The following is a 12,430-nucleotide window of genomic DNA, read 5'->3' as shown; positions in this document are numbered from 1 at the left end:
TGGAATTAATTGTTAGCTAAATAGGTATCGATATGAGATAATAGCGGATCGGATTTTTCCTTGATTATTTTAAGGTTTAATATACTCAATTTTTGTATAGTACATTTGTTCATTAAATATTTCATCAAGACAATTTTCACATCCTCAGGCAGCTGCACATTTTTCAAATCGGCCTCAATAGCTTGTTGGTTCGCTGCATACAACCCAGCATAAGCCGGAGATAGACTCGAAATATAATCAAGATCGGGTCGATTTAACCATTTCATCAACAGCGCAGGTGGCATCTTTTGGACCAAAAAATCCCAAAATAATTTACCCGCAGAACTTTCTTGATCAAAGGTTCTGAATTCAGCAAAATCAGCATCTGTTTCGTAGGCATTTATTTCTTCAATGAGCTTTTTGTCTTTGATGTAACGCAAAGAGCCTGAATTTTTCATTAATTCGAAAATCCGTTTATCATTCGAAAAACGATAAACCATTAAATCCATGGATTTTGCAATCGTCTCGTTTGAAATGTTTTTGTCTGAAAATAGCGAAAAGTAAAGCTTTTCGTTTTGGATTAAAACAGGGGTTCCAAATTTCAAAACGGAATCAATTGCGTTATTATTTCGCTTAATTTCCATCTTGAATAATTCAAGGTATTCTTTGGCGCGATGATTTTCAATCTGATGTTCTCGAAAATTTTCAGCCAAAAAACCGAGCGTAACCGCAGCAAATAACATAACAAATTCAGTGATGTAATCGGTCCACTTTTTAGGGGTGTGCCCGTGGTGATGTACTTCCATTCGTTTTAATTTAAATGATAGGTTTTGACTAACAATTCATCTAGTTCCAACGCGACGCTCTTCAAATCTTTACACCTACTCGCAATCATTAAATTATTGTTGTGCACATACAAAGTCTTTATTAAAAACTCATTCAGCTCAGTGGGACTTTTATTAATTAAAGCAGGGTTATTAAGCGGTCGCGCAAAACGCTCTTCAATGATTCTCGAACTCGCATTGACCATCATGTTTTTAAATACTCGTCCATCAAAAATAGTTGCCATTTTTTCCCGATAATTCATCAATAACTGCTCGGTGAGATTTTGTAACTCATCCATTTTATCCACATCATTTTCGTAAGCTTGAATCTTCTTAATCACCTCAATATTTTCAATCAAGCGCAAGCCTCCTGCATTTTTAAGTTGTTGGAATCCATTCTTCGAATGATGAAAAAACACGCGAATCGAATTTAATCTAGCCAAATAATACAGATCATTTGTCTGTTTATAGTCAGGGTGGCTTAACAGATTCAACAGCGTATCTTCTCGCTTCATGCGCGACTGGTAAATGGACGAAATGGTATCTAAATCCTTAATGTCGTTTAATAAGTCTTCATGCACAATTTGGATAAACTCGACTTCGCGATCTTTTTCGATTGCATGCTCGCGTAAGTTCTCGGCAAAAAATCCGAGTGTAACGGCTGCAAAAAGCATGATAAATTCAGTAAAATATTCGCTTACTTTTTTGGGCGTATGCCCATGGTGATGTACTTCCATGCAGCTAAAGTTTATACTCGCTTTTAATTAATTTGATTAAATTTTCCGTTGTCTTCAACGCACGCTTATATGATCTGATATCTTGGCGGGTTACCGTTTGCTGTCGAGCCAACAGGTTTAAATATTCACTTAAATGTTCTCGATTTATTTTAACAAAACCTTCTTTGGGAATATTATCTTGATTGTCATATCCGTTATTTTTGATGTAAGCATCGAGTGAATTAAAGGCATCCAGAATTTTCTCTTCCAATAAATAGATGTCGCGCGAATTTGTCACAAAGCGATTATTTGACACTTCGATTCTAATCCAACGCATGTCGTATACATCAATGGAATCTGCCACTTTTTTATTTTGAATGAGCCGCAATCCGCCTGAGTTTTTCAACTGGCTTATCGTTGTTGTGTTACGAAATGAATTGATTTCCCAAGAAGCTCTTTTGAAATGCCTTACGACAGAAACGGGAACTTGCGTAGCATTAGGCTGATTTTTAAAAAAAGCAAATAGAGAATCCATCGCTTCAACTCTTTTTTCTTGATAGGGAATCGAATTTTGCAGATTGGTTTGATCAATTTTTAAATCAGCCATTAAGGATTCCATGTATTGGCTTTCCCGGTGCGATTCGATGTAATGCTCCCGGACATTCTCGGCAAAAAAACCAAGCGTTACAGCTGTAAATAGCATTAAAAACTCGATCACATATTCTTTCCAATTTTTAGGCGTATGGTGCCCGTGGTGTACTTCCATAAGTAATCTTGAAAGGCTTGATAGGATATCTGTTATTAACCTACAAGTTGACTAAAACGGATAAAATACGAAGTGGAAAGCCCGAGAAATTTGTCTAGAAATCAACTATTCTTGTCCAAAAAAACTGTTCAATTAGCCATTTCCTTCAAATAAAAACTGGGGTTCACCCCCACATATTTTTTGAAAGCCGCATAGAAAGTGGACCGATTCGAAAATCCACTTTGGTACATGTAGGTCTCTAAGGTAAATTGGTCAAAAAATGACCGCTGTTCCAAAAAATGATGAATACGCAAACGATTGAGGAATTCGACAAAGGACACCCCATAATATTTCTTAATCAGCTTTGGAAATTTTGAAATAGGTATTTCCAAGTCTTTTGCCATGGCCGACAAATCATATTCGGCTGATAAATAGGCTTTCGATGCTTTAACTTGCTTGTCTAAATTCATCGCAACTTGATCCACTTTAAACTCAGGGATTAAATGCGGGTAAATCTCCAGGATCGAAGGAAACAATTTTCCCTTTGGCAGAATACAGCCATCCATATTCTCCTGTACGTTCGGTGTTGTAATGAAGTAGGTAAATAACATGATACCTATCACACATTTTATTAATTGCGATGGAGGATCAAAAGAATTATTGATGAATAAATTGAGATATTGATACAGTTGCAATACAAAATATAGGGTAACTGCCGTACTCAACATATTCAGCCACACCAATGATTGTCTGTTAATAAATACATAATCAGCCCCTTGCCTTTTTTTCGTCAAAGAAATCAAAACCAACGTTGCTATTCCATACACAATCCCCACCAAAATCGACACGGGCTGGACAAAACCCGCCGGAATCCAACCCATAGGCCTCGTAATAAAGTATTTGTTCTGCGCATAATAATGATTGAGGATGTCAGTCTTCTCTGCTGCCGACAAAAACAAATCAGGCATTACACCGATCGTTAACAAAGTTGGAAATACAAAATGCAGGAAATGCAAACCTTTTAATTGGTTATAGGGCAACAACATACCACGCACGTAAAGAAAAAGGGCAACGGGCAAAAAAATCCGAATGATGTTCGGAGTCCTCAAAATAAAAAGCATGTGATAGATATGCTTGGAGGTCAATGCATAAATATAAAACTCAAGAAAAACGACAGCGAAGATGATGTAAATCAGACCATAAACTTTTGGGAATTTTCCGAAACGCACCAACAAATAGCAGATAAAAAACAGACCGAAACCACTAGTCAAAAACGACAAATAAGGGACAAAATCAAACATTAAATGATCGCTTCGTTAGACATGTGTTGAAAATTAGACAAATTTTTCAAAAAACAAGACAAAGCATGGCTGAAAAAAATACGGGTCAGGAATTCTTTGGCCTAATTTTCAGAAACAAATCATTTAACCCCAATTCATATGAAAAAATTATTTATTCTCTCGATTTTTTGCTTGCTTACCACAATGATTTTCGGCCAAGCAAATACAGCTAATTTCCAATATTATAAAGTTAAACCTGGTCACCGCGGCGCCTTCAACGAGGCCCTCAAAAATCACACAGCAAAATATCGCAAAGCGGGTACTCCCTACGCATGGGCCATTTTCAATCTCGTAGGTGGCAGTCATCATGGGGAAGTCATGTCCTTGTACAATATAGGTACGTCCTGGGCTAAACGTGACGAATTAGGGGCAACACCCACAAACACGGAAGCTGCTGATGATTTCTACTTGAAAGTTTCTCCACACATCGAAAGCGTTACAGGCGGTGAAATCATCTCCTACCAAGCTGATTATAGTAACTCAAATCCAAGTGAACGATCAGCAAAAATTCGTTCAAGTATCTTAACATTGAAATATGCGCCGGCTACTGAGTTTTGGGATGTAATAAAACGCTTACCAAAAGCCTGGGACAAAGCAGGAATCAAAATCGCAACTTATCAAACCTCTGGTGCTGCGCGCCTCATTTTCTCTCGCCGCTTCCCGAACGGTTGGAAAGAAATGGATGAACCATCCAAATTAAAAGCATCCTACGAGGAAATCTATGGCAAAGGATCTTATGACCGCGACATCGCTATCATGCGTAATTACATCGTGGAAAACGAATCCGTTTATATGACACTTCAGCCTGATTTGTCATCTAAATAAAAGATAATTTATTCTCAAAAAATCAAAATTTAATCCTAGAAAAGATTAAATTTTGATTTTTTTGTTTACTTTTTCGAGGTATATACAAATTCATGGAAGTACATCACCCACATCATCCACCCAAAAGCCTCAAGGACTATACAAGCGAATTTATCGTCATTTTTGTCGCATTAACTTTGGGATTTTTAGTTGAAAACCAGCGCGAACATTACATCGAAGGATTACGCGAAAAAGAATTAGCCCACAGTTTGTATTTGGAAACCCAAGCGGACTCCATCGAGCTTGGTGCGATCATTCCATTCCGAATCAAAAAAGAATCCTATCTCAATGAGCTTTATCTTCATTACCAAGGGGATGTGGATGATCCGAGCCAGCAAAAACGAATTCAAGCCGCACAATTCATTGGGGTCAATGCGAATTCCCAAATATTGTTTGAACCTAGGAGTGCTATTTTGCGCCAGCTGGAATCCTCTGGCATGTTACGCTATTTCAAAGATGAAGCGATACAAGCAGATCTTTTGAAAATCATCAATGATCAGGAAAAAATACGCATTCGAATGCAGCGTGAGACGGATTTGTATCATCAATTCGTGCTTCCTAATTTTATTGAAATTCAAAATATGGATTTGATTCGAGCGTTAACTCAAAATGGAAAAAACACGCGATCCCTTACGCTATTGGTAGAAGAATATTTGGCTTCGTCGAATTACCTGGAATTCCCCAAAATCAAACCTAGTCCAGCTTACTTAAAATCGCTTCGAAAATCACTTGAATTTTATCGATTCGCACTCGCATCAACTCGGCAAAATCAATTGAGAAAATACCGCGAGATTAATACCAAACTACTGAACGACTTACGACGCGTCTATCACTTTGAATAAATAACGCTACATGGAAGTACACCACCACGCACACCCGCCTAAAAAAGTCAGTGAATATTTCACCGAATTTATCATGTTATTCGCCGCGGTAACGCTCGGATTTTTTGCCGAAAATTTACGCGAACATCAGATCGAAAAACACCGCGAAATCCAATACCTAAAAAACATTCATTTAGACCTTGAACGGGATATGTCTGAGATTGACAAAATTGTGCAGTACAACATCTTGAAACAAAAACTAGGTCTACAATTAACTAATTTATATGCTAAAGGGTATCAATCAGACATCCCACAATTTTACTATTTAATTAAGTCTCTAGCGTTGCGAAGCTATTTTCAGCATTCAAAAAACGGTATTGATCAATTGAAAAATGCGGGAGGTCTACGCCTGATTGAAAATGATGAAATCATCAAACAAATCCAACTCATCGAAATTCGTATTGCGAACATCGATGCTTTGCAGGAGAGCATGGACCAAAACTTACTCTATTTTCGCATGAAAACGGGGAGTATCCTAGATGCCTATACCGTCTGGGAAATGAACCAAAAACAACTGTTAAACTATTCACCGAATGGATCTGAAAAACAACGTTTTTTGAATCGTTTTGAATTGCCCAAGCATGTACGACCGTTACAGCATAATACACCAGAAGATATCAATGAATTAGTGAACCTGGGAATCGCACCCGTGAATTCGACCCGGTACATCAATGGACACTTGGGCCAACTAAAAGCTCAATGCATCGCATTAAACAAGCTATTAATGGATACGTACGGAAGCGATTTCTAATCTCTGCGGCGGCGGTAAAAAATAATAATTACGGCCAACAATCCTAAAATGAGTGCTAAAGGCATATCAATGTTGATTTAGTGAACGAAAGGTAATAAAAAATACAAATGGAAGTACATCACCCCCACCACCCACCCAAAAGTCTCAAAGATTATGCCAGTGAATTCATTGTCATTTTTGTCGCACTAACACTTGGTTTCTTAGTGGAAAACCAGCGCGAACATTACATCGAAGGATTACGCGAAAAAGAATTAGCGCAATCGTTATTAAAAGACCTAGCTGCGGACTCTGTTGACTTCAAAGAATTCCAAGAACTCCGAATCATCGAACGAAAATCGGTTAATCAGGCTATAAAAATCATTGAATCACAAGGCCTAAAACCCAATGATCCAACACTCTATTATCACTTTATCCGCGGTGTTTTCATTTGGCGACATCCTGAATTTCGTCAAGCAAATCTAGATCAAATCATTAGTTCGGGTTCTCTTCGCTATTTTAAAAACGACACCTTGGCAAAAGCTATCTCAGATTTGAAAATGCAATTAAAGCGCATTGAATACCGACAGGACCGCGAAAAGGAATATTTCTATGCCAATATTCAGCCATGGGTGGTGAATCATTTAAATCTAGCACATGTCGATGCACATCGGAATGGATTAGCAAGGAGTAAAATGATGGCTATGTTGGAGAAAAACCAAAGTTCTGCACCTGGCCAACCCTTTTTTCTAGAGACAAATCAGCCAGATTTAAATCACAAAACCGCCAATATGCTTCGCGGTAGCGACTGGCTCATGAATGTCACTGAGACGGGCTATTATAAGTCCTACAAAGCAAAAAGTTACCAACTACGTAAATTAATTGAGTCTAATTTCCCTAAATCAAACTAACATGGAAGTACATCACCCCCATCACGCACCTAAGAATTGGAAAGAATATTTCAGCGAGTTTTTCATGCTGTTCATGGCAGTCACACTCGGGTTCTTCGTGGAAAACTACCGGGAACATTTCATCGAACGTGCCCGTGAAAAAGAATTCCTGAGCCTAATTGCGAAAGATATCCAAATGGATATTTCGATGGTTGACTCGAATTTACATTACCGAAATATTCGCGCCGACATCAGTAAAAAATTCACTAAAAACTTTACCGAAGACGAATACAAAAAAGATTCCGGCCCTTTTTATTATAACGGTCGGCGCCTGCACGTCCGCTATTTATTCGAAAGAACCGATGCGGGATTCCAACTCATGAAAAATGCAGGAGGATTGCGGCTTATCCACAATCCCAAAATCATTCAAGCCATCCAACATTACGAAAATTCGATTTCGGCGATTGAGAAATTCCAAGAAGGGGAAATGAATTACTTACGTGAATATTCCAAAGCCAATGCAGAAGTCTTTGATGTAAAAGTCCTCATGAAATATGCAGGCAGCAACGTAAGCAACTATACGTCAAATTTAATCCCACAGGGCAACCCTCCCCTGTTGACCTATGACCGGGCAAAAATCAATGTCATGATGGCCCAGTTTTTTGCGATGGATAAAAGCAATTATGTGGTGATGCATTTTGAGGAGAAATTAAAGAAGGAAGGACAAGATTTAATCAAACTCATTAAAACAGCTTTGTAACATGAAACCACTTTTAATCATGCTGCTCGTATGGAGTTCGCATTTATTGGCAGCCCAACAAACCCACATCGTCCTAGATTCAATTTATTCAAATGTATTACATGAGTCCAGAACCTTTCGTGTTTATCTACCTAAAGAAATCATAGACAAAAACCAAAAACAAGCACAATATCCTGTCCTTTATGTCCTCGATGGAGATGATAATTATTTGGCAATTTCCGGAATGATGCATTACCTCACAGAGGTAAATAGCAATCGCATATTTCCCAAAATGATTGTCGTTTTTATTAACAATACCAATCGGACGCGCGACTTGACTCCTTATCGGGTTAATGCCTCCGCGATGCTACCCAAAGCCATGGCTGATGTAACAGGTGGAGCGGAAGCATTCACTCAGGTCATCGAAAAAGAAATCATTCCGCACATAAATGCCAAATATCCCACGAGCCCTTACCGAGCGTTAATTGGCCATAGTTTCGGAGGAATCTTTGCGCTGTCTGTTTTACAGAAGCACCCAGATTTATTCGATGATTACATCGTGATAGATCCAAGTCTTTGGTACGATAATGGCCGATTTTCAAATACTGTTTTGCAAACAATTCAAGCAGGAAAACTAAGGAACAAATCTTTGTTCATTGGCCTAGCCAATACAACAAATGAACCGAATCTGAATAAAGTGTTAGTTAGCAAAGCAGCATTTTCGGTCCACGAAAAAAGCATTTTACGTTTCTGCCAAAAGTTAAGCCGCTCCAAATCCATGCCCTTTAGTTATCAATATTATCCATACGATGACCACGGGTCAGTTCCGTTTGTGGGGGCTTATGATGGCCTTCGCAATATCTTCAGGGCACATCAATTGTCCTATTACGAAGTAGTTAACCCGAATTTTGACCCGGAAAAGCGCATTAATAGCTACTATAAAAACTTGTCGGCGAAGTTAAAAACCCCACTCAAAATTAGCCCTTCCGAACTCGAATATTTCGATATGTTTTATTCCATTAATCAAGATAAACGCGGACAGCAAAAGCTGCGTGCTTATTATAAAAAGCTTTATCCATTAAAATATGAAAAGTATATTTCCAAATAAATCTGTTTTAAGGTTTGGCATGATTATCTTGCAAAAACCTCTTTTACATGAAAAACATTCTGTGTTGTCTCCTATTGAGTCTGACCTACATGGCCTACAGCCAAGACAGATACATCAAAGACCAATATACATTTCCCATCGGCGCATCTGTCAACCCCAGATTATTATCAACGAATGAGGCCTATCGAAACCTAGCCACATCCGAATTCAACAGCATCACCGCCGAAAATCACATGAAAATGATGCTCATTCACCCGGATTCCGAACTCTTCGATTTTAGCAAAGGGGACGAGCTAATCCAGTTTGCTCGTGATAATAATAAACGCATGCATGGCCATACCTTGGTTTGGCATAATCAAGTACCCGCATGGATGTTGGCATTTTCAGGGGATCTTCAGGCATGGGAAAACATGCTAAAAAATCACATCCAAACCGTTGCCAAACATTACCAAGGCCAAGTAAGTGGTTGGGATGTCGTGAATGAAGCATTTTTAGACGATGGCAGTTTGAGGCCATCCATTTGGTCAAAAAATATCCCCGATTACATCGCCAAAAGTTTCCAATGGGCGCATGAAGCTGACCCGAACGCACTTTTGTTTTACAATGATTATGGACAAGATGGCAAGCCCCACAAAATGGAAGCTATCCTGAATCTAGTCAAAGACTTACAAGCACGCCAAATCCCCATTCACGGACTTGGATTACAAATGCACATCAATATCAGCGCAAAAAATGAAGATATTCGTCGGGTCATCGAGCAATCCACCGCGACGGGACTTGCGATCCATTTTTCGGAATTAGATATTGCTGTGAATCCCAAAAACGACTCAACATTTGTGTTCAACGAAGCTGCAAAGGAGGCACAAATGCAAAAATTTAATCTTGTTTTTAATGCCTATCGTGCCATACCTAAGCAACAACAATATGGCATTACGTTTTGGAATGTGGGAGATCGGGACTCTTGGCTTCGGGGATATTTTAAAAGACCCAAAGAATATCCACTCCTATTTGACGATCAGTACCATCGAAAACCCGTTTACTCAAACCTTTTATACCCATGAAACAAAAATCTACGACCCGTTGGGTCCTTCAAGCGACTAGCGGCCTTATCCTCACCGGAAGTGGACTTTCCCTAGCTATCGATGCCGGCATGACCAAAATGCAAGGTGGTGATTGGTTTTGGTACGGCACAGGCGCACTGATTGTCTTCCAGGCAGGCTTGTGTTTAGTAATTGATGCGAATCGATACCATTAACTAAAATTCATAAAACCGACTGACAAATAGGTTTGTCCATGAAATATTTGTCTTAATTTTGTCAAAACACTTGTCTTTGAAAATCACCATCATCGGCGGAGGAGCAGCAGGCTTCTTTGCCGCCATTGCTGCCAAATCCCATTTCCCAGATGCACATGTATGCATCCTGGAAAAGACAAGCAAGTTCCTCGGCAAAGTGAAAATTTCCGGAGGCGGACGATGCAACGTAACAAATGCGACCTTCAACAGTCGTTTACTATCGGAGAACTACCCCCGTGGCGAGAAATTCCTACGAAAAGCATTCGAAACGTTTAACGCGCAGGATACCGTCAACTGGTTCGAATCGCGCGGTGTGGCGCTGAAGACCTATCCCGATAACTGCATTTTCCCTTTATCCAACGAATCCCAAAGCATCATCGATTGTCTCCTACAAGAAGCCAGAAAACTGAGGATTGAATTATACACGAGTCATTCCGTGGAAAGCATCCGAAAAACCGACAAAGGCTTTGAGATCGAAACGAATCAGGGTAAACATGTCGCGGACAGGGTGATTATCACGGTGGGAGGCCAACCGAAATCCACCTGGTTTTCAGCCATTGAATCCTTTGGGCATAACATCATCCCACCTGTACCCTCGCTATTTACCTTCAACATGCCGAAAGAACCCATCAAAGCCTTGATGGGCGTGGTCGTCGAACATGCTCGGGTGCGCATTGAAGGGCAAAAACTCGTGGGCATCGGCCCTTTACTCGTCACCCACTGGGGGATGAGTGGACCTGCCATACTTCAGCTCTCTGCCTGGGGTGCGCGTATCTTAGCCGAAAAGGACTACTGTTGTTCGATCTTGGTGAATTGGCTCGACGAGGTGAAAGAGGAAGCCCTCCGAGCAACATGCACGTCCATCCAAAAAAATCATGGAGCCAAAATGCTTCAAAACCACAATCCCTTCCCGATTCCCAATCGCTTGTGGATATACTTATTGGAAAAAAACGAAATCAAGCCCGAAACCCGTTGGCAAGATCTAGCAGGCAAACATGCCAATAAACTCATCAATACACTCATCAACGACCGCTACGAAGTTCAAGGAAAAACGACCTTCAAAGAGGAATTTGTGACCGCAGGTGGCATCGATCTCCATGAAATTGACGTCAAATCCATGGAATCTAAACGCGTTCCCGGATTGTATTTTGCAGGTGAAGTGACCGACATCGACGGCATCACGGGAGGCTTCAATTTTCAAGCTGCCTGGACAACAGGATACATCGCGGGAAAAAACGCGGGTGTATAAACGAAGCTGACAGATTTTTGTATCTTCGTAAAACGTTATAACACATTCATGCGCATACTATTACTCTTGCTTGCTTGCCTCGTGCTCAATCAAGCAAACGCTCAAGAACTCGTGTTCGAAGTGGGCGGTAACTCCACCGAATACCAGTACCAAAATCTCAACGGCGCCATTGTCGACTACCTGAAACCCGCAACCGGCCTACATGTCCAACTGAAACGCGAAAACGTGTTGTGGAAAGTATCCAAGCTATTTGGTGCTTTCGACAAAGACGACAATCCGCTCTACGTGCCCACGATCAAATACGCCTTTGGTTTCACCTACAATCAATACAACAGCGTCGGAAATACACAAGGTATCGCCTTGAGTTACCAGGCAGACCACTTAGGAATTATCGGCGAAATAGGACCCGAAATCCCGATCAATCAAGCCATTTCCTTGGATATCAAAGGCATCGTTTCTGTGGCGAAAATGTGGAACGGGAATCAGTATATCGCCAACCAATACATGCCCTTAGACGACCAACCGCAATTTTCGAAGATTCGGATCTATGGGGGTTATTCGATCTCACTCGTACATCACCTCAGTAAGTTTGTGAGCGGCTTCGTGAAATACCAATACCTAAGCTCCGTAAAAGAACCTGATTATCCGGTGAATCATTTACGCATTATCCCAACAACCTTTTCGTTGGGCGTTAAAATCAATCCATAAGCATTCCTATGTTGACCTATATACGCATCGCATTGGTGTCATTGCTAGCATTTAGCAGTTTGGCACAGACCAAAACATTGAATTACCAAGCCGTCATTCTCAATCCGAACCCTTTGGATGTTCCTGGAAATACCATTTCCAACTTTCCTTATGGCTCAAGTGACGTGTGCATCAAATTTAGTTTACAAGACAAAACCGGCCTTTTAGATTACCAAGAGGTTCAATGCACGAAGACAGATTGTACTAACCCCCTAATAGACTGGACTAAATTTTAAAAAGAGTTTAGAACCAATTAAATTAGGGAACTATGAAAAGAGAAAGAAGAATTTTCAGTCCGGAGGATCGCTTAGCTATTCTTCAAGAAGG

Annotated in this window: 15 protein-coding genes; 11 read left to right on the top strand and 4 right to left on the bottom strand. The window is 40.2% G+C overall.

Annotated features, from left to right (window positions below):
- Nucleotides 1-5 precede the first annotated feature (5 nt).
- The 4 genes from PQG45_RS11440 to PQG45_RS11425 form a co-directional block, all read right to left on the bottom strand.
- Nucleotides 6-785 carry a hypothetical protein gene (locus PQG45_RS11440; RefSeq protein ID WP_315577259.1) on the bottom strand — a complete coding sequence of 260 codons (780 nt, stop codon included), beginning with the start codon at nt 783-785 and terminating at the stop codon, nt 6-8.
- A 5-nt stretch (nt 786-790) separates the two neighbouring features.
- Nucleotides 791-1,540 (bottom strand): hypothetical protein, encoded by a 750-nt coding sequence (locus PQG45_RS11435; protein ID WP_316070891.1) that lies wholly within the window; start codon nt 1,538-1,540, stop codon nt 791-793.
- Nucleotides 1,541-1,544: 4 nt separating this feature from the next.
- The gene (locus PQG45_RS11430) at nt 1,545-2,285 is read right to left on the bottom strand and encodes a hypothetical protein (protein WP_315577257.1); all 741 of its coding nucleotides are present in this window, start codon (nt 2,283-2,285) and stop codon (nt 1,545-1,547) included.
- A gap of 128 nt (nt 2,286-2,413) precedes the next feature.
- On the bottom strand, nt 2,414-3,565 hold the full coding sequence (locus PQG45_RS11425) for a helix-turn-helix domain-containing protein (protein ID WP_316070890.1): 1,152 nt from the start codon (nt 3,563-3,565) through the stop codon (nt 2,414-2,416).
- Nucleotides 3,566-3,703: 138 nt separating this feature from the next.
- Between PQG45_RS11425 and PQG45_RS11420 the strand changes: the two genes are divergently transcribed.
- From PQG45_RS11420 to PQG45_RS11370, 11 genes are all read left to right on the top strand, one after another.
- Nucleotides 3,704-4,429 carry a hypothetical protein gene (locus tag PQG45_RS11420; RefSeq protein WP_316070889.1) on the top strand — a complete coding sequence of 242 codons (726 nt, stop codon included), beginning with the start codon at nt 3,704-3,706 and terminating at the stop codon, nt 4,427-4,429.
- A gap of 92 nt (nt 4,430-4,521) precedes the next feature.
- Nucleotides 4,522-5,310, top strand: coding sequence for a hypothetical protein (locus PQG45_RS11415; RefSeq protein ID WP_315577254.1), 789 nt, complete (start codon nt 4,522-4,524; stop codon nt 5,308-5,310).
- 10 nt (nt 5,311-5,320) lie between these two features.
- Nucleotides 5,321-6,100 carry a hypothetical protein gene (locus PQG45_RS11410; protein ID WP_316070888.1) on the top strand — a complete coding sequence of 260 codons (780 nt, stop codon included), beginning with the start codon at nt 5,321-5,323 and terminating at the stop codon, nt 6,098-6,100.
- 107 nt (nt 6,101-6,207) lie between these two features.
- Complete coding sequence (locus tag PQG45_RS11405) at nt 6,208-6,987, top strand: hypothetical protein (protein ID WP_316070887.1); 780 nt, start codon at nt 6,208-6,210, stop codon at nt 6,985-6,987.
- A gap of 1 nt (nt 6,988) precedes the next feature.
- The gene (locus PQG45_RS11400) at nt 6,989-7,726 is read left to right on the top strand and encodes a hypothetical protein (RefSeq protein ID WP_316070886.1); all 738 of its coding nucleotides are present in this window, start codon (nt 6,989-6,991) and stop codon (nt 7,724-7,726) included.
- 1 nt (nt 7,727) lies between these two features.
- Entirely contained in the window at nt 7,728-8,813 is a 1,086-nt protein-coding gene (locus PQG45_RS11395; RefSeq protein ID WP_316070885.1) for an alpha/beta hydrolase, read from the top strand.
- Nucleotides 8,814-8,860: 47 nt separating this feature from the next.
- On the top strand, nt 8,861-9,874 hold the full coding sequence (locus tag PQG45_RS11390; protein ID WP_315577249.1) for an endo-1,4-beta-xylanase: 1,014 nt from the start codon (nt 8,861-8,863) through the stop codon (nt 9,872-9,874).
- Entirely contained in the window at nt 9,871-10,068 is a 198-nt protein-coding gene (locus tag PQG45_RS11385) for a hypothetical protein (protein ID WP_316070884.1), read from the top strand. The genes PQG45_RS11390 and PQG45_RS11385 overlap by 4 nt, the downstream gene beginning before the upstream one ends.
- A 76-nt stretch (nt 10,069-10,144) precedes the next feature.
- The gene (locus PQG45_RS11380) at nt 10,145-11,356 is read left to right on the top strand and encodes a BaiN/RdsA family NAD(P)/FAD-dependent oxidoreductase (protein ID WP_316070883.1); all 1,212 of its coding nucleotides are present in this window, start codon (nt 10,145-10,147) and stop codon (nt 11,354-11,356) included.
- A gap of 48 nt (nt 11,357-11,404) precedes the next feature.
- Entirely contained in the window at nt 11,405-12,064 is a 660-nt protein-coding gene (locus PQG45_RS11375; RefSeq protein WP_316070882.1) for a hypothetical protein, read from the top strand.
- Between the two features lie 8 nt (nt 12,065-12,072).
- Complete coding sequence (locus PQG45_RS11370) at nt 12,073-12,339, top strand: hypothetical protein (RefSeq protein WP_316070881.1); 267 nt, start codon at nt 12,073-12,075, stop codon at nt 12,337-12,339.
- Nucleotides 12,340-12,430: the final 91 nt, after the last annotated feature.

Origin of the sequence: Aquirufa regiilacus, from assembly GCF_032470275.1 — a bacterium.
Taxonomy (GTDB): Bacteria; Bacteroidota; Bacteroidia; order Cytophagales; family Spirosomataceae; genus Aquirufa; species Aquirufa regiilacus.
Note: the sequence above shows the minus strand (reverse complement) of the source record. Positions and strands in the feature narration are given on the sequence as shown.